The sequence below is a fragment of the Achromobacter sp. ACM04 genome, from assembly GCF_014851465.1.
Classification (GTDB): Bacteria; Pseudomonadota; Gammaproteobacteria; order Burkholderiales; family Burkholderiaceae_B; genus Achromobacter; species Achromobacter aegrifaciens.
In genome coordinates, this window is the sequence record NZ_JACUZS010000001.1 from 1,059,861 (window position 1) to 1,083,765 (window position 23,905).

General features: G+C 66.9%; 24 protein-coding genes. 11 read left to right on the forward strand and 13 right to left on the reverse strand.

From position 1 onward, the window contains the following. Positions 1–170: 170 nt before the first annotated feature. The gene (locus IB259_RS04955; protein ID WP_054454382.1) at positions 171–575 is read right to left on the reverse strand and encodes a DUF2946 family protein; all 405 of its coding nucleotides are present in this window, start codon (positions 573–575) and stop codon (positions 171–173) included. A gap of 228 nt (positions 576–803) precedes the next feature. Between IB259_RS04955 and IB259_RS04960 the strand changes: the two genes are divergently transcribed. Next, entirely contained in the window at positions 804–1,430 is a 627-nt protein-coding gene (locus tag IB259_RS04960) for a glutathione S-transferase family protein (protein WP_054454865.1), read from the forward strand. A gap of 226 nt (positions 1,431–1,656) precedes the next feature. Then, positions 1,657–2,247 (forward strand): YceI family protein, encoded by a 591-nt coding sequence (locus IB259_RS04965; protein WP_054454380.1) that lies wholly within the window; start codon positions 1,657–1,659, stop codon positions 2,245–2,247. A gap of 43 nt (positions 2,248–2,290) precedes the next feature. Here the strand turns inward: IB259_RS04965 and IB259_RS04970 are convergent, their stop codons facing one another. Further along, positions 2,291–2,779, reverse strand: a complete 489-nt coding sequence (locus IB259_RS04970) for a DUF6644 family protein (RefSeq protein ID WP_175164377.1) — start codon at positions 2,777–2,779, stop codon at positions 2,291–2,293. Between the two features lie 12 nt (positions 2,780–2,791). Then, on the reverse strand, positions 2,792–3,178 hold the full coding sequence (locus IB259_RS04975) for a DUF6152 family protein (protein WP_054454374.1): 387 nt from the start codon (positions 3,176–3,178) through the stop codon (positions 2,792–2,794). 450 nt (positions 3,179–3,628) lie between these two features. On the opposite strand from IB259_RS04975, the gene IB259_RS04980 reads away from it, so the two are divergent. Both IB259_RS04980 and IB259_RS04985 read left to right on the forward strand, forming a co-directional pair. Beyond that, entirely contained in the window at positions 3,629–4,927 is a 1,299-nt protein-coding gene (locus tag IB259_RS04980; protein ID WP_054454863.1) for an APC family permease, read from the forward strand. Positions 4,928–4,987: 60 nt separating this feature from the next. Next, positions 4,988–5,851 (forward strand): cyclopropane-fatty-acyl-phospholipid synthase family protein, encoded by an 864-nt coding sequence (locus IB259_RS04985; RefSeq protein ID WP_225596777.1) that lies wholly within the window; start codon positions 4,988–4,990, stop codon positions 5,849–5,851. Positions 5,852–5,869: 18 nt separating this feature from the next. Here IB259_RS04985 and IB259_RS04990 read toward each other — a convergent pair whose 3' ends face one another. The 7 genes from IB259_RS04990 to IB259_RS05020 all read right to left on the reverse strand — a co-directional run bounded on the left by IB259_RS04990 (position 5,870) and on the right by IB259_RS05020 (position 13,727). After that, positions 5,870–7,174, reverse strand: coding sequence for a type II toxin-antitoxin system HipA family toxin (locus IB259_RS04990; protein ID WP_370528687.1), 1,305 nt, complete (start codon positions 7,172–7,174; stop codon positions 5,870–5,872). Between the two features lie 13 nt (positions 7,175–7,187). Further along, the gene (locus IB259_RS04995; RefSeq protein WP_175180953.1) at positions 7,188–7,532 is read right to left on the reverse strand and encodes a helix-turn-helix transcriptional regulator; all 345 of its coding nucleotides are present in this window, start codon (positions 7,530–7,532) and stop codon (positions 7,188–7,190) included. A 120-nt stretch (positions 7,533–7,652) separates the two neighbouring features. Further along, the gene (locus IB259_RS05000) at positions 7,653–8,594 is read right to left on the reverse strand and encodes an LD-carboxypeptidase (RefSeq protein WP_175213759.1); all 942 of its coding nucleotides are present in this window, start codon (positions 8,592–8,594) and stop codon (positions 7,653–7,655) included. Positions 8,595–8,803: 209 nt separating this feature from the next. Beyond that, positions 8,804–9,529 carry an RNA pseudouridine synthase gene (locus tag IB259_RS05005; protein ID WP_192327887.1) on the reverse strand — a complete coding sequence of 242 codons (726 nt, stop codon included), beginning with the start codon at positions 9,527–9,529 and terminating at the stop codon, positions 8,804–8,806. A 267-nt stretch (positions 9,530–9,796) separates the two neighbouring features. Next, positions 9,797–10,927 carry an AI-2E family transporter YdiK gene (gene ydiK, locus IB259_RS05010; protein ID WP_054454367.1) on the reverse strand — a complete coding sequence of 377 codons (1,131 nt, stop codon included), beginning with the start codon at positions 10,925–10,927 and terminating at the stop codon, positions 9,797–9,799. Between the two features lie 156 nt (positions 10,928–11,083). Next, positions 11,084–12,532, reverse strand: a complete 1,449-nt coding sequence (locus IB259_RS05015; RefSeq protein WP_119452036.1) for a transporter substrate-binding domain-containing protein — start codon at positions 12,530–12,532, stop codon at positions 11,084–11,086. A gap of 160 nt (positions 12,533–12,692) precedes the next feature. Further along, entirely contained in the window at positions 12,693–13,727 is a 1,035-nt protein-coding gene (locus IB259_RS05020; RefSeq protein ID WP_192327890.1) for a DNA-binding protein, read from the reverse strand. Positions 13,728–13,873: 146 nt separating this feature from the next. Here IB259_RS05020 and IB259_RS05025 point away from each other — a divergent pair, with 146 nt between their 5' ends. Beyond that, positions 13,874–14,956, forward strand: coding sequence for a site-specific integrase (locus IB259_RS05025; RefSeq protein ID WP_192327893.1), 1,083 nt, complete (start codon positions 13,874–13,876; stop codon positions 14,954–14,956). Positions 14,957–15,003: 47 nt separating this feature from the next. Continuing rightward, a complete protein-coding gene (locus tag IB259_RS05030) occupies positions 15,004–16,554 on the forward strand; it encodes a sensor domain-containing diguanylate cyclase (RefSeq protein ID WP_054454355.1) in 1,551 nt (516 codons plus the stop codon). A 47-nt stretch (positions 16,555–16,601) separates the two neighbouring features. Here the strand turns inward: IB259_RS05030 and IB259_RS05035 are convergent, their stop codons facing one another. Next, positions 16,602–16,739, reverse strand: coding sequence for a hypothetical protein (locus IB259_RS05035; RefSeq protein ID WP_166738303.1), 138 nt, complete (start codon positions 16,737–16,739; stop codon positions 16,602–16,604). A 404-nt stretch (positions 16,740–17,143) separates the two neighbouring features. Between IB259_RS05035 and IB259_RS05040 the strand changes: the two genes are divergently transcribed. The 3 genes from IB259_RS05040 to IB259_RS05050 all read left to right on the forward strand — a co-directional run bounded on the left by IB259_RS05040 (position 17,144) and on the right by IB259_RS05050 (position 19,907). Next, entirely contained in the window at positions 17,144–17,656 is a 513-nt protein-coding gene (locus IB259_RS05040; protein ID WP_370528688.1) for a GFA family protein, read from the forward strand. 250 nt (positions 17,657–17,906) lie between these two features. Further along, positions 17,907–18,377, forward strand: a complete 471-nt coding sequence (locus IB259_RS05045) for a tripartite tricarboxylate transporter TctB family protein (protein WP_054454349.1) — start codon at positions 17,907–17,909, stop codon at positions 18,375–18,377. Between the two features lie 3 nt (positions 18,378–18,380). Beyond that, entirely contained in the window at positions 18,381–19,907 is a 1,527-nt protein-coding gene (locus IB259_RS05050) for a tripartite tricarboxylate transporter permease (RefSeq protein ID WP_054454346.1), read from the forward strand. Between the two features lie 55 nt (positions 19,908–19,962). On the opposite strand, the gene IB259_RS05055 is transcribed toward IB259_RS05050, so the two are convergent. Next, a complete protein-coding gene (locus IB259_RS05055) occupies positions 19,963–20,283 on the reverse strand; it encodes a SelT/SelW/SelH family protein (protein ID WP_054454343.1) in 321 nt (106 codons plus the stop codon). A 73-nt stretch (positions 20,284–20,356) separates the two neighbouring features. Here IB259_RS05055 and IB259_RS05060 point away from each other — a divergent pair, with 73 nt between their 5' ends. After that, entirely contained in the window at positions 20,357–21,556 is a 1,200-nt protein-coding gene (locus IB259_RS05060; RefSeq protein ID WP_175180960.1) for a multidrug effflux MFS transporter, read from the forward strand. Between the two features lie 53 nt (positions 21,557–21,609). After that, a complete protein-coding gene (locus tag IB259_RS05065; protein ID WP_192327896.1) occupies positions 21,610–22,404 on the forward strand; it encodes an enoyl-CoA hydratase in 795 nt (264 codons plus the stop codon). Positions 22,405–22,439: 35 nt separating this feature from the next. On the opposite strand, the gene chrA is transcribed toward IB259_RS05065, so the two are convergent. Further along, positions 22,440–23,690 carry a chromate efflux transporter gene (gene chrA, locus IB259_RS05070; protein ID WP_175213760.1) on the reverse strand — a complete coding sequence of 417 codons (1,251 nt, stop codon included), beginning with the start codon at positions 23,688–23,690 and terminating at the stop codon, positions 22,440–22,442. Positions 23,691–23,905: the final 215 nt, after the last annotated feature.

Here is a 23,905-nt window from a genome sequence, read left to right on the forward strand (position 1 = left end):
GGCGTGGCAGGAGCGCGCTGTCTGCGCATGGGCGTGACGAAGTGGGGGCCCTCCCCGCGCGGCGCAAAAGGACCTTGGCCTGCTGCGTGCGGACGACGCTGGCGCAACCGCTCAGGCCCGCGGGTTGGCGGGCTGCGCGGATGGCGTGTCGTGGAAGTCTGGGGAGAGGGTCAGGCGGATGGCGGCGGCGCGCGCGACCGTTGCGGCAGCCGGGTCAAGGCGCTTGCAACGTGGGGTTCGGCGGCGGGGGGATGGACCGCGGGAGCTGCGGCTGGCAGGAGCCAGGCCAGCAGCACGATTTCGGGCGGCAGCGCGTCGCTCAGCATGGCGCAGCCTGCGCTGCAGCAGTGCGGCAAGGCGCCGCTGTGCTGCTGCGCGCCCTGCTTTTGCCCATCGGCATCCAGCGTCACCACGCGTGGGCCGCTGGCCGTGCAGACGATGGTGGTGACACCGGGCTTGCCCGTTCCGATGCCCGAGGCCGCCAGCGCCGAAGACGCGATCAGCGCCTGGAAGACGAACAGGGCCATCGCGACCAGCGCGACCCAACGTCTACGGGCATAGGCAGATGCATGCATTCGGCGGTTCCTTATCGGCGCAGATGCTATCACGCAAGGCAGAGCAGATCCCGCGCACGGATGGCAACGCGCAGCCAATTCGGATTGCCGTCTGATGTAGATCAGACAATGCCGCCGCTTCGTGCGCGTCGCCGCCAAGCTTGGCGCAGGCAGGTGATCGGGCTACCCTGTAGCCGGCAGCCCGTAGTGGCGACTTGGCTTTTCAACCATAGAAAGTAGAGGATGCGGATGTCCCGTTGGACTTTTTACACAGCCCCTGGCACCTGTGCGCTGGCGACGCATATCGCGCTTCATGAAGCAGGCGCCGACTTCGACCTGGTCAAGCTGGACATGGGCGCTGCGCAGCAACAGAGCCCCGAGTACCTGCGCGTCAACCCCAAGGGCCGCGTGCCGGCGCTGGCGACCGAGCACGGCGTGCTGACCGAGACGCCCGCCCTGCTCGCCTTCGTGGCGCAAAGCTTTCCGGCCGCGCAGCTGGCGCCGGTCGACGATCCTTTCGCCTTCGCGCGCATGCAGGAGCTGGCCAGCTATCTGGCGTCCACCGCGCACGTGGCGCACGCGCACAAGCGCCGCGGCGCGCGCTGGGCCGACGATCCGGCCGCGCATGCCGCCATGCAGGCCAAGGTACCGCAGACCATGACCGCCTGCGCCGCCTACCTGGAATCGCAGATCGCCGGCCCCTGGGCGGCGGGCGAGCGCTACAGCGTGGTCGACGGTTATCTCTACACCATCGGCAGCTGGTTGGAGGGCGACGGCGTCGACCTCGCGCAGTTCCCCAAGCTTGCGGCCTATCTGGCCCGGGTTGCGGCAAGACCGGCCGTGCAGCGCGCACTGGCCGAAGCGCAGGCTTCCTGACGGCAGCGGGCTGGCCGGCGCGCGGCGCCCGGCCAGCAATGCCGCCGATCGTATCGGCTTGATTGGCATCAAAACTGGAACGCTGCAGTCAGTTCCGGCGGACTAGCGCGGTATTGCATCCTTTCCTATCCTTCTTCCGTGCCGTTGCTGTCAGCGCGTTTTAAGCTGACGGGCTGACGGAATGCGCGTCCCGGCTCCTCCGGACGCCGAACATACCGAGAATCGAATGAAGCACACCTACGCAGCATTTCTGGCCGCCTCGCTGCTGGCCTTGGGCAGCCTGCCGGCGCACGCCGCGCCCGTGGATTACCAGATCGACCCGGAACACACGGAAGTCGTGGTGACCTGGGACCACCTGGGTTTCTCCAAGCCCACCGCGCATGCCGGGGCCGTGACGGGCGTGATCCGCTACGACGCCGCGCAGCCCGCAAAGTCGGCCGTCGACCTGCGCGTGCCGGTGGCGCGCCTGACGTCGCACGTACCCAAGCTGGACGAAATGCTGCAAGGCGCCGAGTTCTTCCAGGCGGCCAAGTACCCGGACATCCAGTTCAAGAGCACCTCGGTCACCGACCACGGCAACGGCAATCTCAGCATCAGTGGCGTCCTGCGCATCAAGAACATCGAAAAACCGGTGGTGCTGCAGGCGCGCCAGAACAAGCAAGGCATCCATCCCATGGCGCAGCGTCCGGCCATCGGCTTTGACGCCATGACGGTGGTCAAGCGCAGCGATTTCGGCGTGGACGCGTTTGCGCCCGGCGTGAGCGACGAAGTGCAACTGCGCATCACGGTCGAGGCCGTGGCTGACGCCGCACGTTGATTTTCCGGGCGCTGCGATCGCCGCACGCGCAAGGCCCTGGCTCCTAAGACAGGAACCCGATCCAGCGCCCCGCCACCAGGCAAGCCAGCCATAAAAACAGCGAAGCGCCTGCGCGCACGCGCATGGCGCCCGTCGCACTGCCCTGATCCCGCACCGTCTGCCAGGCCAGGCTGCGCCGTGCAAGCACGGCATTGATCGCACCCGCGGCCAGCAGACCCATCTTGATCCCGAACGCGGGATTCGCCAGGTACTCCAGCGGCTGGACGCTGAAAAGCATGGCGCCCGTCAACGCCGCCAGCGCCAGGCCCGCTGCCGCAGTCCGCGCCAACGCCGGCGCCAGCACAGCCAGCGGTCCGGGCTTGAGCCACCCCAGGAGGCGCAGGTCCAGCGGAACGATGGAGCCTATGAGCAGGCCGATGGCGCCGATATGGGCGGCGTTCACCAGCAGATACAGCGTGCTCCACCGCCGCAGCCAGATCGACGGCGGCAGGGTCTGAAGCTGTTCCAGCGCAAGACGCAGCAGCTCAGGCATGGCCCCGGCCGGTCAGGGCTTTTTGATGCGGCTGGGATAGATGTCGTAGGTCTTGCCGCCTACCTTGATCTGGACGGCTTTCATGCGCTTGGCGTCCGACTCGCGGTCGCGGTTGCCGACGGCGACGATGGCATCGCCCGGTTTGGCCGAACCTTCGACGAATCCGGCGTCCTTGGTCTGGGTGGGATTGCCCAGCTCCACGCGCCAGACGCCGTCGTCGGCGCGTACGTCCAGCCAGGGATGCGGGGGCGCGATCTGCACTTGCTGGACCGTGCCTTGCAACGTCATCTGTTCGGATTCGGCCCACGACCAGCCGTGGTGGGCCATCGCGGCGGGCGCCAGGCCCATCAGTCCGGAAAGCGCCAGCGCTGCCGTGGCCACGCGTATGGATAGCTTCATGTCGCTGCTCCTGAATTGCGGTTTGGCTCCCCTTCCTTTGCGGCGGCCGCTCGTGTGGCGCGCGTCCGGCGCAATCAGCATAGCGCGGGAGGCGTTGCATATCGAGCTTGATTCAATGATGAGAAATTACTTTAAATAAAGAACCTTAAGTATGAAATTAAATTCATATTAATCAATGAATTAGAAAACTATTCTAAGAACTTGGATGATGCTGAATCTATGCTGAATTCGAGAAATAATCGTTTCTCACGGGAAAACCCGGAGAAACTTTCCCGCACGGAATACGGTCGCAAATTGTTCAGGTGATTGTCAGGCACCGTCCCCAAATGGCGCCGTCTCCACGCGCCCGCCGCGCCCAACCGAGAGCATCCGATGACACAGCCCACCCTGCGTTCGCCCGCGAATCCGGCCCTGTTGCTCCAGCCGCGCGCGCCGGCCGGCTTGTCGGTGATGGATGCCACCATGGTGCTGGTGGGCGTGGTGATCGGGATCGGCATTTTCGGCTTTCCGCCGCTGGTGGCGCAGCACGCGAGTTCCGAGGCGATGTACATCGCCTTGTGGTGCGCGGGCGGCCTGGTGATGCTGGTCGGCGCGCTTTGCTACGGCGAGCTGGGCTCGGCCTATCCCGGCGCGGGCGGCGAGTACCTGTATCTGACGCGGGCTTGGGGGCGGCAGGTGGGACTGATGTTCGCCTGGGCGCGCTGCTCCGTCATCCAGACGGGCGCCATCGCCGTGGTCGCCTATATCTATGGCGATTACGCGCAACGGCTCGCGCCCCTTGGTCCGTACGGCCCCGCCCTGCACGCGGCGATATCGGTGGTGGCGCTGACCGCCTTGAACGTGGCGGGCACGCGCTATTCCAAGCGGTTGCAATGGGTGTTCACTGCGCTGACGGTGGCGGCCTTGGCGGCGGTGCTGATCGCCAGCCTGGCCGCCGCGGGAGACAGCCCGCTGCGCAGCGCTGCCGAACCGGGGCCTTTGACCGGCAATACCGCGGGTCTGCTGGGCATGGGCATGGTGTTCGTGCTGCTGACTTATGGCGGCTGGAACGAAGCCGCCTATCTCAGCGGCGAGCTGCGCGACCCGGGCCGCAACATGAGCCGGGTGCTGCTGATCGGCACGCTGCTGGTGACGGGCGCGTACGTGCTGACCAACCTGGCGCTGCTGGAGATCTTCGGCCTGCAGGGGCTGCGCGATACGCCGGCGCTGGGGGCGGATGTGATGCAGCTGGCGGCCGGCCCCTACGCTGCAGCCCTGCTCAGCCTGACGATCTGCGCCACGGCGCTCAGCACCATCAACGGCACCATCATCACCGGCGCGCGGGTGTATTGCGCCCTGGGCCGCGACGTGCCGCGGCTGCGCGCGCTGGCGGCGTGGAACGCGCAAGGCGAGACGCCCGCATCCGCACTGCTGGTCCAGGGCGCGATCACGCTTGCGCTGATCGCGCTGGGCGCCTTCAGCCAGAACAGCGTGCAGACCCTGGTGGCCTATACCGCACCGGTGTTCTGGATCTTCATGCTGCTGGTTGCGGCCTCGGTGTGGCGCCTGCGGCGCATCGATCCGGATCGGCCGCGCCCGTTCCGCGTGCCGCTCTATCCCTTGCCCCCGCTGCTGCTGGCGCTGACCTGCGCCGGCCTGGTGGTTTCCAGCGCCATGTACGCCGGCGCCGGCGCGCTGATCGGGCTGGCGGTGCTGGCGGCGGGCCTGCCGCTGCTGCGCCTGCTGGGGCCCGCGCCGCCGCGGGCCTGACCAAGGTTTCCCCGGGGCGGCGATCCCGTCCGCATGCCTTACCTGCAAGGAGTCCACATCATGCACATCGCGATTCAGTCCTTCAGATCCGCCGCCCGTAGCGCCATGCTGCCCCTGCGCGGCGCTGTGCTCGCGTCGGCGGCCGCGCTGGCCCTGGCATGCGTCCCGCTGCCGTCGCTGGCCGCCGCCGCGCAGCCCTCGGAACAGAAAGAGTACGTGCCGGACGTGGGCCAGGACGGCAAGGACGTCATCTGGGTGCCTACGCCGCAGGCCCTGGTCGATACCATGCTGGACATGGCCAAGGTCACGCCCAAGGACAAATTGATGGACCTGGGCTCGGGCGACGGGCGCACCGTCATCACCGCGGCCCAGCGCGGCCTGACGGCCCAGGGCATCGAGTACAACCCGGACCTGGTCGAACTGTCGCGCCGCAACGCGCAGCGCGCCGGCGTTGCCGACCGCGCCACCTTCGTGACGGCGGACCTGTTCGCCACCGATCTGTCGCAGGCGGACGTGATCACCATGTTCCTGCTGTCGACCATCAACGAAAAACTGCGGCCCAAGCTGCTGGAATTGGCGCCCGGCACCCGCATCGTGTCGAACTCCTTCCGCATGGGCGATTGGGAGCCGGACGCCGAGGAAACCATCCGGCAGGACTGCAGCACCTACTGCACGGCGCTCTTGTGGATCGTGCCCGCCAAGGTGGCGGGCAACTGGGAGGTGGACGGCCAGCCCCTGCAGCTGGAGCAGCGCTACCAGCGCCTGTCGGGCAAGCTGGGCGGCGCGCCGATTTCGGAGGCGCGGCTGAATGGCGCCGAGATCTCCTTTGTCGCCAACGGCGTGCGCTATACCGGGACGGTGAATGGCAAGCAGATGAGCGGCAGCGCCGCCGGCCGGGGGAACTGGTCGGCCAAGCGGGTGTAGGGCCGCGACGCGGACGGGTTATGCCGCGTGGCGCCAGGCCGTCAAGGATGCTTCCACATGCCCGATTTCCTGCGCCGTCATCCCGGCCATGGCGTAGTAGCGCTGGCGTTGCTCCACCACCTCGCGCACGTGCTCAAGGATGCCGCGAGCGACGGCTTCAGACCGCAGGCCGAAGCGCCGGTATTCGCTCAGGCAGTTCTGGAATGAGCTTTCCCGGCCGGCTGCGCCGATGTGCAGGTAGTGCCTGGCGGAGCCTTCCTGCGTAACCACGTCGAACAGGGGCGACAGCCGGTAGGTCTGCGCGCCCTCGTCCTTCAGGAAGCCGACGTTCTTCAAGTGGTCGTCGGTGTTGTGGACGGCGACGTTCAGGATCATGCGCGCGTACAGTTCCTTCAAGTCCCGCACCGGGTTGGACGAAATCCGGCGCGTGACGTCCGCCAGCCGCGCGTAGGAATACGTGGCCTTGCCGCGCGCCTCGTCGAGTTCGCGTTTGCCGATCTGCGCCGAGGGGCTGATCAGGGAGGCGCCGCTGAGGAAATGGCGGCGCGCGACGATGGGAGTCGCGCCCTGCCCGGCCGGCAGCAGCTCGCGGTCGAAGCGGTGCGTCAGCAGCACCGCGCCCAGATGCGTTTCAGCCAGGCGGATCTCGGGCACCGTCAAGCCGATGGCGCGCGCCATCTGCAGATTGGCGTATTCGACGCGCTGGCGGTCGTAGGAATCCCCCCTGCGCGGAAACTTGGCGATCCACATTTCGCCGCGCTCGTCGCGCACGATGGTCTTGGGACGCGCGCCGCCGATGTCCCAGGAGCTGCCCAGGATGTCGCGGTACAGGCCCTTGGGCTTGACGCCCTGATCGATATCGGTGAGCAGGTCCGCAAGCGATTCCACCTGGCTGAGTTCCGGCAGGCGATAGGTCTTGCGCATGTTCGGCGTAAGCCGGCGGGCGCTGAAGAACAACGCCCCCACGCCCATCCCGCGTCCCTTGAGCAGGACTTCGTCCTCGGTCACGCGGGCGCCGGCGTTGTCCACGCGCATGACGTTGCGGCCCCATGCGTCGGGGGCGGCGTCAAAGATCGCGCCCAGCGTTTCGTAGCGGCTTTCGGTGCGGAAGGTGGTGCGCGCGTCCACCAGCGGCAGGTTCAGCGGATCCAGCGCAAAGGCGCGCGGATCGTTCACATAGGACTGCACATAGGTGAACTCGGCGTAGAAGCGGCTTTCATCCGAATCGTCCAGCGTCAGCAGGCCGGCGAGCACGGCCTCGCCGCGGATGTCGACGTAGACATACAGCTCGCTTTCCACCGATTTGTGCTTTCTTGCTTTCACGATTTGCGTGGCGCTACAGCTGGGTAGGATCGGCGCGGTGCGTGTTGGGCGTCTTGCCGCTGCCCCGGCTGGGCCGGCGCACCGCGTCCAGGCGTTTGCCTACGCCGTCCAGGTCGGGATCGCCCAGGGCGTAGACCTGGTCCGCATAGCCGTACTGCAGCAAGGCTTCAATGGCCAGCGCCAGGGACACGCCGCCGTCGCCGCGTTCCAGGCGCGTGATGGTGGCGCGCGACACGCCCATGCGGGCGGCCAGCGTGGATTCGGTTTCGGCGCGGCGCAGCCGGGCGGTGCGGATGTTGGCGCCAAGGCGCGCAAGCGCACTGGCGGCATCGAAGCTGGGTTCGATCTTCTTTTTCATGAGTCAATAATAGTGCTTTGTTTGTTGGTTTGCACTATTAATGAGGCATATTAAGAATTAAGTATGCTCTATTAATGAGGCATTAGTGTGGTTTATGACTCATTAAATGAGCAAAACAGGTCAAACTACAACCGCCTGCTCCAGCCGCAATCCGCCACGCGCCGTGTCCAGCGTGACCTGTGCGCCCAGCGGCAAGGTCAGGTTCGGATCGCCATGGCCGCTGGGCCATCCGGCCAGCACCGGAATGCCGCGCGAGCGGAACTGGTCGAGTATCAGCGGATACAGCAGCCCCTGCGCCTGGGCATCGTCGCCCGGCACGCCGAGGATGCGGGTGAAGTTGCCAACCAGCACGCCTTTGAGGCCGTCGAACTTGCCAGCGGCGGCCAGCTGGCTCAACAAGCGGTCGATGCGGGGCAAGGCTTCGTTGACGTCCTCGATGAAAAGAATTCCGCCGCTGGTGTCGATTTCGCTATCGGACCCGATCAGTGCGCCGATCAGCGCCAGATTGCCCCCGATCAGCCGCCCGGTCGCCGTGCCCCGTATCAGTTCCGTGGCGGTGGCATAGGGCGGCGGCGTGATCCACGCCCCCTGCCCCACCTGGCCGCTGACCATGGACAGCAAATGCGATTCGGTGGGTTCACGCTTGCCGGCCAGCAGGTCCTGCGCCAGCATCGGCCCGTGGAACGTGACGAAGCCGGCGCGGCGCTGCATGGCCAGGTGCAGCGCCGTGATGTCGCTATAACCGATGAACGGCTTGGGGTGGCGGCGCAGCAGATCGAAGTCCAGCTGATCCAGCAGGCGCCACGAACCGAAGCCGCCCTGCAGGCACCAGACGGCGCCGATATCCGGCGCGGCGAAGGCCGCATGCAGGTCGGCCAAGCGGTCGGCGTCCGAACCCGCCAGATAGTCATAGGGGGCGTCCAGCCGCGAACGCGAGGCCGGCATGACCTGCGGCACGTAGCCACGCGCCAGCAACCATTCGGCCGCGTCATCCGCGGCATCCAGCGCGGCGGACGCGGGCGCCACGATGGCGACGCGCGCACCGGGCTTGAGCGCGGGCACCGGCGTTGCTGCGCCGCTGGCAACCGGGGGCGCCGCGGAACCGGGCTTGGCCGATTGCGGCGCGCGGCGCGGCGGCTTGGGCGCCGCGCAGCCGGCCAAGGCCGCGGACAGGCACAGGGCCCCGGTGTTGATCAGAAAACTCCTGCGTCCGGTATTTCGCTGCGGTCGCTGGCCTTGCGGCGCTTGTTCCATGGTCATCCCTGCTGCCGTCAGAAACGTTCGTAGTCCAGGCGGTAGCGCCACTGGCCGAGGGCCAGGCCCGCCATCGGCAGGCGGCCGATGCGGATGCGGCGCAGGGCCTGCAGGCGCAATCCCGCCGCGTCGCACACGTATTCGATGAAGCCGGGCGCAGGCGTCTTCAGGGCGAAGCGCAGATGGGTTTCGTTCTGCCAGCTGACCTTCATGGGCGTGGCGGCGCGGCCGTCATAAGCCATGCCGCGCTGCAGGCGCGCCAGGTCGGCGGCGCTGAGCTGGCCGGACACCTGGGCCACGTACTCCTGCTCCACGTAGCGCCCTTCTTCCACCAGCTTGCGCGCGATCGGGTATTCCTGCGTGTAGACGACCAGGCCGCTGGCTGCGCGTTCCAGCGGCGTGACCAGCTTCAGGCCGTTGAGCATGCGCTTCAGGTAGCGCTGCCCGGAACGGTCGCCGCGCATCAGGTTTTCGGGCAGGATCAGGTCGCGCGCAGAGCCGGGCTCGTCATTGGCGTAGAGGCCGGCGGGCTTGTGCAGCAGGATGGTCACGGGACGCGCGTCTTCCAGGCGCGCGCCTGGCAGCAGGCCCACGGACTGGCCGGGCGCCACCCGATAGCCCGGCTCCTCGATCTGCTTGCCATCCACGGCGACCCAGCCGCCTTCTATGTAGCGTTCTGCGTCGCCGCGCGAGCAGGACAGTTCGGTGGCCAAGCGCTTGGCCAGGCGTACGCTTTCGCTCATCGCACCACCGCCTTGTGCTGGGAAGTCGCGGGGCCGGGCGTGGAGTCAGGCCATGAATCGAGCCGCAGTTCGGACCGTGATTCGGACCGCAGTTTGGACCGGAAAGAATAGCCGCCTTGCAGCGGCGCCAGTGGGTGCATCGTCATGAGGTATTGCCGGGGTGTTGCCAGAAAAGCGGGCCTTGCGCCCGCGACGTGAGGCAGATGTTACGCCCTTCCCCGGCAGGCTGCCGGCCGCGGCCTGGCTGGCAGCCAATGCGGGCGGCGTTCAGACCGGCGGGAATTCGGCGTGTCCCGCGGGCGTTGCCGCCGGTTGCGTTTCCGCGTCCAGCGCGGCGGGCGGCGGCACTTCGTCGATCCAGGCCTTGAGCAGCGTATGGGTCACCGCCAGGATCACCGGGCCGATGAACAGGCCCACGATGCCGAAGGCAAACAGGCCGCCCAGCACGCCCACCAGGATCAGCAGCAAGGACAGGTTGACCCCGCGCTTGATGAGCAGCGGCCGCAGCAGGTTGTCCAGCATCGCCACCAGCACCGACCAGACCAGCAGCACCGCGGCCGCCAGCTTCATGTCGTTCTGGAACAGCCAGACCACGCCGGCCAGCATGGGCAGGAAAGGCCCCAGCTGCGCCAGGCACAGCATCACCATCAGCGCGGTAAGGATGCCGGCAGCCGGCACGCCCGCGATCCACAAGCCGATCCCGCCCAGCCCGGACTGCACCACGGCGGTCACGACGATGCCCAGGGCCACGGCGCGTATCGCCTGCCCGGCAAGCTTGACGGCCGCCAGGCCGCGCTGGCCCGCCAGCCGGTTGAAGAAGCGCCGCACGAAATCGACCGCCACTTCGCCCTTGGTGTAGAGGATGCCGGCCACGACCACGGTGATCAGCATGTGCATCATGAAGGCGCCGACGATGGCGGCATGCCCGAGCAGCCAGGCCGCGGCGCTGGTCAGGTACGGTTCCAGTTTGGCCAGCAGGCCGCCGGCGCCGGCGTCCGACAGGGTCTGCCATTCCTGCGCAATCTTGGGGCCGACCAACGGAATGCCGTGGACCCAGGCGGGCGGCGCCAGCAGCGCGTAGTCGGGCAGGCTCTTGACCGCCGCCATGATCGAGCTGCTGTGCAAGGCCAGCGTCGAGATCACCTCGTAAAGCGGCAGCACGATGACGAACAGCAGGATGACCAGCATCGTCAGGGTGCCCATCCAGCGCCGCCCGCCGCAATAGCGCTGGATCGCCAGCATGACCGGCCACGTCGCCACGACGATCGTGGTTGCCCAGACCAGGCCGGGCAGGAACGGGCGCAGGATGTAGAGGCTGCCTGCCATCAGGCCGGCCAGGATCACGATGACGAGGATGATGCGGGCGAGATCGACCGTCTGGCGTGGAAGAGGATTCAACCGCTGCTCCTGACAGGGCCGGCAGCCCTGGTTTGTGGCGCATCGATGCCGGTTGGGCATATGCCCGGTTGGTACACCTGAATGCGTCTTTGGCGAATTTATCCGAAAATCCGGCGCGTATATATACCGGCCGCCCGCAAGCGGCGCCGCCTGCGGCTAACGCGGGGCGCCCGCGCCGTCGCCCGCGCCCTGCGCGCGGATCAGCGTGTAGGCGATGTAGTACTTGTAGATGTTGCTCACGTACTGCACCGTTTCACGCCCGATGCGCTCGGCTGCCACCCGTTCCACATTGTCGAACCAGACGTTCGGGTCCAGTCCGCGGGCGGCGGCGTCCTTGCGCAATTGGTTGATCCGGCCGGGGCCGGCGTTGTAGGCCGCGAAGGCGAACAGCCCCTTGTTCAGGTCCGTCATGGGCTCTTTCGCGTAGTACTGGTCGATCATGAAACGGATGTATTTGACGCCGCCATGGATGTTGTATTCCTCGCGCCGGATGTCACCTACTTTCAGTTCCTTGCCGGTGGCCGGCATGATCTGCATGACGCCTATCGCCCCGACCGAGCTTTTGGCGCCCTGGTCCAGCCGGGACTCCTGGTAGCCCTGCGCCATCATCAGCAGCCAGTCTATGTTGTATTGGTCCCCGTACTTGCGGAAGAAGTCAGCGAGGCGGTGGAATTTTTCGATTTCCTCCGGATCGGTGGCGGCCTTTACCCACTTCACGGATTTCAGGTACTTGGTCAGCTGCTGGTTGCCGAAAGAGGTGCCGACGCGGTTCTTCTCCATGAAGGGGTTGAGCGCCGCCGCGAGCTTGGGCGAGTTCTTGCGGAAGGCGAAGGCAATATCGCTGCCGCTGTCGACCTCCAGATTTTCGTAGACCCGGATCTGCGGGAAGATCTGTTTCCAGAAATTCGCCAGGTAGCGGTCGGCGACCGTGTACTTGACCAGGTCCGCGCTGGCCATCTCCAGGATGTCGTCGGTCTCGAAAGTGCCCGGCGCGTCACGGATGATGGCGGGCTTCAGGCCCCTGGCCGCCAGATCCGCGTTCAGCTTCTTGATGCTGCCGTAGTAGCTGCTGACGGGGCTGATGAAGAGCTCCTGCCCGGAAAGGTCGTCCAGCGACTTGAGCTCGGGCGCGCCTGGCGCGGCCACGACCAGCTCCCGCACGCCCGACGCCAGCGGCGTGGAAAAGTCCACCAGCTTCTGGCGTTCTTCAGTGACCGTCAGATTGGCGGCGATGATGTCGCCCTTGCCCGCCAGCAGATCGGGAATCAGGCGTTCGCGCGAGGTCGGCAGGAACACCACGTACACGCGGATGTTCTTGGTCTTGAGCTGCCGGTTCAGGTCGTTCTCGAACTCGGTCATCATGTCCGCGATGATGCCGCGCTGCGTGCCGCCTTTGTCCAGGAAGTACAGGGTCTTGTTGTAGGGCACCAGCACCCGGACTTGCCGGCGCTTGACCATGCCGTCGAAGTCCCCGGTCCAGGGCTTCATGTTGTAGGCCAGCGCCAGCGGGTCGCCTTTGGCCTTCGCCGTCTGGGCGTACCCGGGCGATGGAGGCAACCACAGCAACAGCGCGCAAAGCATCGAGGCAATCACGCGAAATGACATAGTTCCTCCGGCAGGCCCGGTTACTGCGGCAAGTCAGGTATGCCGCGCGGCAAGGCGCGTTGCGCGCCGGGCCGTGGCTACAACAATATCGGGCGGCCGGGGTTCATGCAACGGATTCTTTCCGCTGCGGCGTGCAATGCGGACGGCATCCAACGGACCGCTAGGGCTGCGCGGGTTTCGGCGGCGCATGACCGGCGTCCTGCCGCTGGGCCTGCGCCATCAGATGCCGGGTCAGCTCGCCCAGTTGTTCATCCTTCCCTTTCAACTGCGCGAGGCAGTCGGATGAGCGTTGCTCGGCGGCCGCCAGCCGGGATTCCAGCGTCCTTTCGCGATCGCGCGCCGCCGCCAAGGCCGTATCGGCCGCGGCCTGATCGGCTTGCTGGCGCACTTGCATAGCCTGGACTTCGGTGCGCAGGGCTTGCGCCTCTTGTTCCGCCTGGCGGCGCTGATGCTGTTCCTGTTCCAGCCCCTTGCGCGCCTGCGCCGCCTGCTGTTGGCTGGCTGCCTGCGCGTCGTCCAGCCGCGCCTGCAAGCGCTTGACCGTGCCGCGTTCGCTGTCCAGCTCATTGAGCCAGCGGCGTTCGTGGGCGGTATGACGGGTTTCCAGCGTATCGAGCGCTTGCGCATGCTGGGCGCGGATCTTCTCGTTCTCCGCCAGCGCCGCCTGCGTGGCGCTGCGGGCGTCTTCCAGCTGCAGCTGGTTGCGCCTGAGCAGTTCGTCGCGTTGGCGCAGCTGCTGTTCGGCCGACTGCAGCCGGTCTTCGGCGGCCGCCAATTGGGAGGTCGCCACCCTGAGGGCTTCCTGCAGATCCTGTTCGCGGTGCGCTAGCTGGGCTTCGCGTTGCTGCAGCTGTTCGGCGTCCGAGGCCAATTGCTCCCCTTCCCGCGCCAGTTCTTCCCAGCGCCCGCGATAGGCCTGTTCCTGTTGGGCGCGGGCCTCGGACAAGGCGGCTTCCCAGAAGTGCGAGGCGGCCTGCGCCACGGGATCCGGGACGGCAGCCGGCGCTGCAAATGCGCCCGGGTCCTTGATGCGCGCGCCCAAGGCCCGGAACCAGGTTTCCAGATAGGGGCTGACGGTATTCGGCGAGCCCCGGCCGATCTTCTGTCGCACCCGTTCGATAGTGGGCCGCGCGCCCTCCAGCAGCAAGGCGTCGGCGGCGGTCCAGACGTCAGTTTCGGTAATTCCGGTGGCCATGCGCTTGCTCCGTGCCGAATTCGGCATTGCGGGATAATTACCCACGATAATGGAACCTTATCGAGAGTAATTTGATATTTATGTTAGATATCATACAGCATACATAATAATATGTATGAAATGCGATTTTCCCACCCTCTTCAACCATGACACAGCTGAAAACGCAGGCGCCGCTGCCCGTTCTGGACCCGCTCACCCTGGACGCCCAGGCCGATGCCGCCGCCAGCGCGCTGTTGCGCGAAGGCAGTTCGGCCAACACGGTTGCCAGCTACCGCGCCGCCATCCGCTACTGGAGCGCCTGGTTCGAGCTGCGCTATGCGCGCCCCTTTGTCCTGCCCTTGCCGGAAGCCGCCGTGATCCAGTTCGTGGTCGACCATGCCCAGCGCTCCACCGAGCAAGGCCTGAAATGGGAATTGCCGCTGGCGTTGGATCAGGAACTGGTCCGGCTCAAAGCCAAAGGCAGGCTGGGCGCGCCCAGCCTCAACACGCTGCTGCAGCGCATTTCCGTGCTGTCCAAGGCGCACGAACTTCAAGGCCACCCCAACCCCTGCCGCGCGGCCGCGGTGCGCGAGCTGCTTGCCAGGACGCGGCGCGCCTATGCCCGGCGCGGCGTGGCGCCGGCCAAGAAGGTGGCACTGACGCGCGAACCGCTGGAGGCCATGCTGGCCACCTGTGACGATTCCCTGCGTGGCATGCGTGACCGCGCCCTGCTGCTGTTCGCCTGGGCCAGCGGCGGGCGCAGGCGCTCCGAAGTCGTTCATGCCACGATGGAAAACACGCGGCGCACGGCCGAGGGGTTTCTGTACGCGCTGGCGTATTCCAAGACCAACCAGGCGGGCGCCGTGCGCGCCAATGACCAGAAGCCCATCGTCGGCGTGGCTGCCCAGGCGCTTGACGCCTGGCTGCGCGCCAGCGGCATCACGCAAGGTCCGCTGTTCCGGCGCGTGCGGCGCGGCGACGTGCTGGGCGAGCCGCTGGCCGCGGCCGCGGTACGGGACATCGTGCAGGAACGCTGCAAGCTGGCCGGCCTGGAAGGCGAGTTTTCGGCGCACAGCCTGCGCTCGGGATTCGTGACCGAGGCGGGACGGCGCAACGTGCCGCTGGGCGACACCATGGCCATGACCGGACATGCCAGCGTGGCCACCGTCATGGGCTACTTCCGCGCCGGGGCGGCGGCCGAATCGCCCGCGGCCCGGCTGCTGGACGAGCCGGACGCCCCGCGCGGGTAAAATCCCGCGCACTCGCCGCAACCCGAATCCTGCCCGACACGATCTTCATGCGAATCAACCTACGCGGGCTGGTGCTTGCGCTTACCGTATGCAGCGCCCTCGCCGCTACCGCCAACGCCCTGTACGCCAGTTACCGGGTGCAGCGTGAACAGCTCATCGCCAATACGCTGGAATCCAACCGGGTGTACGCCGCCAAGCTGGCGGAGAGCGCGGGCACCTTCCTGGACTCGGCCCTGCAGCAACTGGAGTACAGCGCCCGCCATGTCGCCTGGCGCTTCGATGCGCCGGAAGTCTTGAACGCGGAAGTCGCGCGCCTGCGGGAGCAGACGGACAGCTTCAACACGGTCGCCATCATCCGCGCCGACGGCGTCATGGTGGCGGCCAGCCAGGCCATCCGCAGCTTCCAGGGAACGCGGGTCGACAACGCCGCCAGCCGCATGGCGCTGCAGACGCGCAAGCCCCTGATCAGCAAGCCCTATGTGTCCGTTGCCGGCAACCTGCTGATCAACGTCTCGTATCCCATTCATTCCGAGGGCGGCATCTACCTGGGCTACGTGTCAGGCACGATCTACCTGCGCAACGAAGGCGCGCTGCACAACCTGCTGGGCAAGCATCCCTATCAGGACGGGTCTTATCTGTACGTGGTGGATAACGAGGGGCGGCTGATCTATCACGCCGAGAACGACCGCGTCGGCGAGGACGTCACCAGCAATCCCGCCGTGGCGGCGGTGATGCGCGGGGAGGATGGCGCGCAGCGCCTGATCAACACGCGCGGGGTGGACATGCTGGCCGGCTATGCCCACGTCTCGCGCAGCGGCTGGGGAGTAATCGCGCAGCGCCCCGCGTTGGCCACGCTGGAACCCTTGCACGATCTCATCTGGGCGCTGATCCGCTACGCGGCGCCCTTCGCCCTGCTGTTCCTGTTGGCGATCTGGTGGTGCGCGCGCAAGATTTCGCAGCCGCTGTCGCAACTGGCCACCAATGTCGAGCACCATGACATGGCGGTGGCCATGCAGCGGGTGCGCTCGGTGAAAGCCTGGTACTTCGAGGCGCAGCGCCTCAAGCGCGCGGTGATCCGCAGCTACTCCAGCCTGCAGGACAAGATCGGCAAGCTCAACCAGGCCAGCATTACCGATCCGCTGACCGGGCTGCGCAACCGTCGCGGCACGCGTCAGGCGGTGGATGCGCTGCAGGCGGCCGACACCCCCTTTGCGGTGATCGCGCTGGACATCGACCATTTCAAGCGAGTCAATGACACCTACGGCCACACGGTGGGCGACGAGGCGATACAGGGAATGGCGCAGTTGATGCGCGACTGTTCGCGCCCGACAGACATACTCTGCCGCAATGGCGGCGAGGAATTCCTGATCCTGCTGCCCGGCGCGGGCCCCAGGGAAGCAACGGGCATGGCGGAGCGCCTGCGCAAGACCACGGAGATGCGCCGTGCGAGCGGCTCTCCGGAAATCACGGTGTCAGCCGGCGTGGCGCACTGGACGGCCGGTAGCGCGGACGTGGATCTGGTCTTCCAGGCCGCGGATGCCGCGCTGTACGCGGCCAAGCAGCAGGGGCGAAATCGCGTGGTGACGCACGCGGGCTGACGCCCCTGCCCGCCCGGCGGCTATTTCAGGATTGTGGCAACGCCGCGTCAGGCGTCCTGGTCTTCGGCGGCATCGGCGTCCGCGGCAACGGTCTTGATGTCCGCTTCCTTATTGGTCTCGGGCGCCTTCCAGTCCAGGGGAGGAATCTCGAATTGCCACTTCTTGCCAACGAGTTGATGAGACATGAACGTTCTCCTGTTCAGGACGCATGGCTTTCCCCCGCGCAAAGCGCAATGCATGAGATTCGTGCGTGCCATGGATGCTGTTTCCAATGGATGCCATCGGAGCGCGGGGGGCATGCGCGCAGGCAACGCAAACGAAAATGGCGGCCGCGGCCGCCAGCGACTTACAAATCTTCTGGCACTTGGTTTTGTTATGATTTTGCCGAAAGATGTTGAATTTTAGCATTAAATTGCCTGAAATAGCAAGCGATTCTGGCGTGGACCACAAAGGCCGGCGCCCTGCCCCTGACGCGTCGACGCCCGCAATGGCCAATGACGCAAATGCCCCCGCAACATGACGCGATCGCCACTCCCGCTGCCGGACGGGCCTCCATACACTGGATGCGCCCATTGTCCGGAGACTGATCGTGACCCACGCTCCCATCGAGGGCGGCTGCGATTGCGGCGCGGTCCGCTACCGCCTCGCCAGCCCGCCCATGTTCGTGCATTGCTGCCATTGCACCGTGTGCCAACGGCACGCCGGCACCGCCTTTGCGATGAACGCGGTGATCGAATCCGACCGCGTGCACCAGTTGCGGGGCGAGCTGCGCCGCCATCCCGCAGACAAGGACGCCAATGATGGCGAGACAGTCGTGGTCGTGCGCTGCGCGGCCTGCCTGGGCCTGTTGTGGAGCCATCACCCGGGGTTCGGCGAAACGGTGGCGCTGATCTATGCGGGCACGCTGGACCGCGCCGCCGACTTCCCGCCAGGCGCGCATTGCTTCGTGCGCTCCAAGCACCCGTGGGTGGGCATACCGGACGACGTGCCGGCGGCCGAAGCGTTCTACGACATGGACGCCTGCTGGCCCCAGGCCGCCAGGCAGCGCCTTGACGCCGCGCTGGCCGGCAGCCCGCGCAAGCCCTGGACGCCCAAGGGCTGAATACCCCGCCGCAACAACGCGCGGCGCAACGCCGCAACACCCGTCTGAGCGCCGCGCATCGACCCTGCCCGCAATCCTCGCGCGCTTAGGGATTTCCCCCGTTTTTGCGGAAAAAAAGCCTGTTTGGCGCATATCCCGTGTCCCTGAAAGGTGAACGGAAGTTTGAATTCCTAGACTTCCGCGTTCATTCAAAAGTCAGCTTTTGTTCAGAACGTAGTCAGGCAAAAGCACAACAACGGGAGGACTACAGATGCAATCCAAACGCAGCGCCGCGCGGCGCGAAGTCTGGGCCGCCGGCACGATGATCGTGCTGGGCCTGGGCGCCATCGCGCAGGCATCCACCTACAACATCGGCAGCCTGGCGCGCATGGGGCCAGGGATGTTCCCGGCGATCCTGGGCGTGCTGCTGGTGCTGTTGGGCCTGATCATCGCGCGCATGGCCGCGGCGCCCGCGGCAGCCGATGACGACGCCGAGGACGAGCCTCCGCCCGACTGGCGCGGCTGGGGCTGCATCATCGGCGGACTCATGGCCTTCATCCTGGTGGGCAAATACGGCGGCCTGGTGCCCGCGACCTTCGCGCTGGTCTTCATTTCCGCGATGGGCGACCGCCAGCACACGCCGCGCAGCGCGGCGCTGCTGGCCGCTGGCGTGACCGTGCTGGGCGTGGCCGTTTTCTCCTGGGCGCTGCAACTGCAGTTTCCGCTGTTCCGCTGGGGCTGATCGATGGAAATCTTCAACAACCTGATGCACGGGTTCTCCGTCGCCTTCGCGCTGGACAACCTCATGTGGGCCGTGTTCGGCGTGTTCATGGGCAACCTTATCGGCGTGCTGCCGGGCATGGGCGTGCTGGCCGCGATCTCCATCCTGCTGCCGCTGACCTACACCATGACGCCCACGGCGGCGCTGGTGATGCTGTCAGGCATCTACTACGGTTCGCAGTACGGCGGCGGCATTACCTCCATCATGCTGAACCTGCCTGGCACCGCATCACACGCGGTGGCCTGCCTGGACGGCAATCCGCTGGCGCGCAACGGCAAGGCTGGCTCGGCGCTGTTCATGCTGATGTTCTCGTCGTTCTGCGGCGCGTCGGTCGGCATCCTGGCGATGATTCTGTTCTCGCCCATGCTGGTTGACGTGGCCTTCAAGTTCGGCCCCGCCGAGTACTTCTCCATGATGATGCTGGGCCTGCTGGCCGGCGCCACCTTGGCCAAGGGGTCGGCGATCAAGGGCGTGGCGATGGTGGTGGTGGGCCTGCTGCTGGGCGTGGTGGGCACCGACGTCAACACCGGCACGATGCGTTTTCACTTCGGCATCCTGGAACTGTCCGACGGCCTGCAGATCGTGGCGCTGGCCATGGGTCTCTTCGGCGTGGCGGACTTCCTGAAGAACATCAACCGCATCGGCGGCGATGCCAAGGTGACCACCGCCAAGATCAGCATGAAGTCGATGCGGCCCGAAGCCGGCGACATCAAGCAGTCGCGCGGCGCGCTGGTGCGCGGCACGGCCATCGGCGCGGCCTTCGGCATCCTGCCCGGCACCGGCCCTACCATCGCCTCGTTCATTTCGTATGCGACGGAAAAGAAGGTGGCGCGCGAGCCGCGCCGCTTCGGCCGCGGCGCCATCGAGGGCATCGCCGGACCGGAAGCGGCCACCAGCGCCTCGACCCAGACCAGCTTCATTCCCACCATGAGCCTGGGCATCCCTGGCGATCCGGTGATGGCGTTGATGCTGGGCGCGCTGATCATCCACGGCATCCAGCCGGGACCGCAGATGATGGTGGAGCACGCCGACATGTTCTGGGGGCTGATCGCCAGCTTCTGGGTCGGCAACGTGCTGTTGCTGCTGTTGAACCTGCCGCTTATCGGCATGTGGGTGCGGCTGCTGACGGTGCCGTTCCGCTACCTGTTCCCGGCGGCGCTGTTCTTTGTTTGCGTGGGCGTCTACAGCACCAACAACAATCTGTTCGACGTGGCCATGGTGACCTTGTTCGGCGCGGCGGGCTACGCGCTGATCCGCATGCGCTTCGAACCCGCGCCGCTGTTGCTGGGCTTCGTGCTTGGCCCCATGGTGGAAGAGAACTTCCGCCGCGCCCTGCTGCTGTCGCGCGGCGACCTGACGATCTTCGTCTCGCGGCCCATCAGCCTGGGCTTCGTGGTGGCGTGCGTGGGGTTGATTGCGCTGCTGGTGGTGTCGGCCATGCGCCAACGCAAGCAGCGTGTGGGCCTGGCGCAAGCGGAGTCTTCCGCCTGACGACTGCCGCTGCGTGGCGACGGGCCGGCTCCTGCGGGGCCGGTCCGTATGCGCTTCAGGCGTCGGGCGCGGCCAGCGGGCCGGCGGTGTGGCCGTCGATATGGCCCAGCGTGCGCCCGGGATCCAGACGATCGCGCACGCGCTGCTTCAGTTCCTTGGCCGAGGGGAAGCCGCCATCGCTCTTGCGGTCCCAGATCAGGTCGCCGTTGTAGGTGACCTGGAAGATCCCGCCGGTGCCGGGCTGCAGCACGACCTCGCCCAGATCGATGGAAAAGGTGGACAAGAGTTCCTGGGCCATCCAGCCGGCGCGCAGCAGCCACTGGCACTGCGTGCAGTAATGGATGACGATGCGGGGGCGCAGGGCGGGTGTGTTCATAGCTGGAAGATTCTACGCCGGTTCATGGATAATATCGGGTTTTCCCGGGTCTGCGATGGACCCCGAGCCTGCCATGAAGTCTGCATTATCCCCCCGCGGCCAACGCTGGCTGATCGGCCTCCTGATGGGGCTGGTCACGCTCACGCCCATGGGCATCGACATCTATCTGCCCTCCCTGCCCGTCATGGCGCAGGATTACGGCCAGCCTGTCACCGCGCTGCAAGCCAGCATCACCCTCTTCATCTTCGCCGTCGGCGTGGGCCAGATTCTGATCGGCCCGCTGGCCGACCGCTATGGCCGGCGGCCAGTTGCGCTGGGCGGCGCGCTGGCGTATCTGCTGGGCTCGGCGCTGGGCGCCGCGGCCACGTCGCTGGACGTGTTCTATGCCGCGCGCGTGATCCAGGGGCTGGGCGCGTGCTCGGCCTCGCTGGTGGCCTTTGCCGCGGTGCGCGACTGCTTCAGTCCCGCGGTGGGCGCGCGCGTCTACAGCTATTTGAACGGCGCCTTGTGCACCGTGCCCGCGCTGGCGCCCATGGTGGGCGGCGCGCTGGCCGTGCATGCGGGCTGGCGCAGCACCTTCGTCTTCATGGTGCTGTTCGCCCTGACGCTGGCCGGCTTTCTGGCGATCCGCTTCGAGGAAACGCGCGCCGCGCCTCCCAGACCGCAAGGCCCGCTCTACAGCCTGCGCCGCTATGCGCCGATCGCGGCCAGCGGACGGTTTCTGTATTTCGCGGCGTTCGGCATGGCCGGCATGGCGATGATCCTGGTGTTCGTATCCGCCGCGCCCGTGGTGCTGGTGCAGCAGCTGGGCTATTCCGAACTGGGCTTCTCCGCCTGGTTCGGCGGCAACGCGGCGATCAACATCGGCGCCTTCTTCCTGGCTCCCGCCTTCATCGCGCGCTATGGCCGCCACACCATGGTGCGCGTGGGCATGGCCGCCCTGCTCGCGGCCGCCGCCATGCACCTGGCCGCTTGGCTGTGGCTGCCCTTGTCGGCCTGGATCTTCATGTTGCCGGTGGCGGTGTTGACCGTGGGCTTTTCGCTCGCGCTGGGATCCGGGCTGAGCCTGGCGCTGGAGCCCTTCGCCGAGCGCGCCGGCACCGCGGCCGCGGTGTATGGCTTGTTCCAGATGAGCGGATCGGCCGTCATCGCCACCCTTTTGCTGGACAGCGGCATGGCGCCCCAAGCGGCGATGGCGCTGATCGGCGCGGTCATCGTCGGGCCGCTGCTGTGCCTGTCGCCGGGCATGGCGCGGCGCCTGGCTGCGGGCTGACGCCGAGCCGCGTAAGCCTCTACTATCCAGGGATAGCTCACCCTGGAGACGACATGAATAACGAACAAGCGGCGCAAGAGCCGATCCTGGCGCGCCACGCCGAAGGCGGCGTGGTGACGCTGCGCCTGAACCGCCCGGGCCAGTTCAACGCGCTGTCCGAAGGCATGCTGGCCGCGCTGCAGGCGGAGATCGACGCTTTGTCGCTCGATGCCGGCGTGCGCTGCGTGGTGCTTGAATCCAGCGGCCGGGCGTTCTGCGCCGGCCACGACCTGCGCGAAATGCGCAGCCAGCCCTCGCTGGATTATTACCGCGACCTTTTCAGGAAATGCAGCGCCGTGATGCAAGGTTTGCAGGCATTGCCGGTGCCGGTGATCGCCAAGGTGCACGGCATCGCCACCGCGGCGGGCTGCCAACTGGTGGCCAGCTGCGACCTGGCCGTGGCGGCCGACACGGCGAAGTTCGCGGTGTCGGGCATCAACGTCGGCCTGTTCTGCTCCACGCCCGCTGTCGCCCTCAGTCGTAACGTATCGGCCAAGCGCGCCTTCGAAATGCTGGTGACGGCGCGCTTCATCGATGCCGGCCAGGCCAGGGATTGGGGCCTCATCAACGACGCCGTGCCCGAGGCGCAACTGGATCAGCGCGTGCGCGCACTGGTGGATGACATCCTGGCCAAGAGCCCCACGGCCATCCGCTACGGCAAGCGCATGTTCTACAAGCAGCGACAAATGGCGCTGGCGGATGCCTACGACTATGCGGGCGACGTGATGGCGCGCAACATGATGGAAGCCGACGCCTGCGAAGGCATAGACGCCTTCCTGCAAAAACGTCCGCCGCGCTGGCAGTCCTGATTCGACGCTGCGGGGCCGCGCCGCCCGCGGCTCCGCTAGGCCAAGGCCCAGCCGCCGGCCGCGGCCAGCAGCACCACCCAGACGGGCGACCAGCGCGCATAGACCAGCAGGCCGAACAGCAGCAAGGCCAGGCCGAAATCCACCCGATCGCGGATGGCGCTGGTCCAGACCGGGTCGTACAGGGCCGACAGCAGGATGCCCACGACGCTCGCGTTCACGCCCGCGATCAGGTTGCGCACGCCGGGCCGCCGCCGCAGGCTTTCCCAGAACGGCAGCGCCGCCGCCACCAGCAAGGCGCCCGGCAGGAAGATCGCCGCCAGCAACACCAGTCCGCCGGCCCAGCCCGACAAGGGCCCCGACGACATCGCGCCCAGGAAGGCGGCAAAGGCGAACAGCGGCCCCGGCATGGCCTGCGCCGCGCCATAGCCTGCCAGGAAATCGGCGTTGGAAACCATGCCTCCCGCCACCGAGGCGGATTCCAGCAAGGGCAGCACCACGTGGCCGCCGCCGAACACCAGCGCGCCCGCGCGGTAGAAGCCTGAGAGCTGCTGCGCCAGCGGCATGCCGCTGATCGCCGCCCAGGCCGGCAAGACCGCCAGCAGCAGCACGAACAGCGCCAGGGCCATGTATCCCGCGCGGCGCGACACATTCAACGGCGGCACCGCCAGCGCAGGTCGCGGCGGCACCTGCAGCGCGGCCAGGCCGGCGATGGCGCCCAGCAGGATCGCGCTCAATTGCCCCAGGGTCGTCGGCATGAGGATGGTGATGAGCGCCGCCGCCACCGCCAGTCCCGCCCGTTCGCGGTCAGGACAGAGCGAGCGGCCCATGCCCCAGACCGCTTGCGCAATGATGGCCACCGCCGCGATCTTCAGTCCATGGATGGCGCCCGACGCGGACAGCCAGCCGAACTGCGCCAGCCCCAGCGCGAAGAGGATCAGCGCCACGGCCGTGGGCAGCGTGAACGCCACCCAGGCCGCCAGCATGCCGGCCCATCCGGCGCGTTTCAGGCCTATCGCCATGCCGACCTGGCTGCTGGCCGGCCCCGGCAGGAACTGGCACAGCGCCACCAGGTCGGAATACGCATAGTCGTCCAGCCAGCGCCTGCGCTCCACGAATTCCGTGCGGAAATACGCCAGGTGCGCCACCGGCCCGCCGAAGGACGTCAGCCCGAGGCGCAGGAATACCAGGAAGACTTCCAGACAGGACCCCCGGCCGGGCTGCTCGCGCGTGGCAGTGGCGGGCTTGCTGGCGACGTGTTCGTCTTGGTGGGGAGGCAGCGGCGGCATGGGATTCGGCTTCATCGGCAGGCGGGGCATGAGGGTCCTGCCCCCGCCCCATGCTTATAGCCGGGCGCCGCGGCGGATTCAACCGCCTGAACGGGCCGGGCCATATGGCGGGTTTACCTCGCCCGCGTAGCCGCTACAAACAACTTTACAAATACCCTACAAATATCGGCGGACTGCCCGGCGGCATGCCCCTAGCATCGCGAGTCCTCATCCGG

Excerpts from the sequence above, each read along its gene's own strand:
- IB259_RS04965 (WP_054454380.1), top strand. The coding sequence starts at position 1,657 with ATGAAGCACACCTACGCAGCATTTCTGGCCGCCTCGCTGCTGGCCTTG.
- IB259_RS05025 (WP_192327893.1), top strand. The coding sequence starts at position 13,874 with ATGACACAGCTGAAAACGCAGGCGCCGCTGCCCGTTCTGGACCCGCTC.
- IB259_RS05005 (WP_192327887.1), bottom strand. The coding sequence starts at position 9,529 with ATGAGCGAAAGCGTACGCCTGGCCAAGCGCTTGGCCACCGAACTGTCC.
- IB259_RS05030 (WP_054454355.1), top strand. The coding sequence starts at position 15,004 with ATGCGAATCAACCTACGCGGGCTGGTGCTTGCGCTTACCGTATGCAGC.
- IB259_RS05035 (WP_166738303.1), bottom strand. The coding sequence starts at position 16,739 with ATGTCTCATCAACTCGTTGGCAAGAAGTGGCAATTCGAGATTCCTCCC.
- IB259_RS05060 (WP_175180960.1), top strand. The coding sequence starts at position 20,357 with ATGAAGTCTGCATTATCCCCCCGCGGCCAACGCTGGCTGATCGGCCTC.
- IB259_RS04960 (WP_054454865.1), top strand. The coding sequence starts at position 804 with ATGTCCCGTTGGACTTTTTACACAGCCCCTGGCACCTGTGCGCTGGCG.
- IB259_RS05065 (WP_192327896.1), top strand. The coding sequence starts at position 21,610 with ATGAATAACGAACAAGCGGCGCAAGAGCCGATCCTGGCGCGCCACGCC.
- IB259_RS05045 (WP_054454349.1), top strand. The coding sequence starts at position 17,907 with ATGCAATCCAAACGCAGCGCCGCGCGGCGCGAAGTCTGGGCCGCCGGC.
- IB259_RS04985 (WP_225596777.1), top strand. The coding sequence starts at position 4,988 with ATGCACATCGCGATTCAGTCCTTCAGATCCGCCGCCCGTAGCGCCATG.
- IB259_RS05055 (WP_054454343.1), bottom strand. The coding sequence starts at position 20,283 with ATGAACACACCCGCCCTGCGCCCCCGCATCGTCATCCATTACTGCACG.
- chrA (WP_175213760.1), bottom strand. The coding sequence starts at position 23,690 with ATGCCGCCGCTGCCTCCCCACCAAGACGAACACGTCGCCAGCAAGCCC.
- IB259_RS04975 (WP_054454374.1), bottom strand. The coding sequence starts at position 3,178 with ATGAAGCTATCCATACGCGTGGCCACGGCAGCGCTGGCGCTTTCCGGA.
- IB259_RS05050 (WP_054454346.1), top strand. The coding sequence starts at position 18,381 with ATGGAAATCTTCAACAACCTGATGCACGGGTTCTCCGTCGCCTTCGCG.
- IB259_RS04995 (WP_175180953.1), bottom strand. The coding sequence starts at position 7,532 with ATGAAAAAGAAGATCGAACCCAGCTTCGATGCCGCCAGTGCGCTTGCG.
- IB259_RS04980 (WP_054454863.1), top strand. The coding sequence starts at position 3,629 with ATGGATGCCACCATGGTGCTGGTGGGCGTGGTGATCGGGATCGGCATT.
- IB259_RS04970 (WP_175164377.1), bottom strand. The coding sequence starts at position 2,779 with ATGCCTGAGCTGCTGCGTCTTGCGCTGGAACAGCTTCAGACCCTGCCG.
- IB259_RS05020 (WP_192327890.1), bottom strand. The coding sequence starts at position 13,727 with ATGGCCACCGGAATTACCGAAACTGACGTCTGGACCGCCGCCGACGCC.
- IB259_RS05015 (WP_119452036.1), bottom strand. The coding sequence starts at position 12,532 with ATGTCATTTCGCGTGATTGCCTCGATGCTTTGCGCGCTGTTGCTGTGG.
- IB259_RS04955 (WP_054454382.1), bottom strand. The coding sequence starts at position 575 with ATGCATGCATCTGCCTATGCCCGTAGACGTTGGGTCGCGCTGGTCGCG.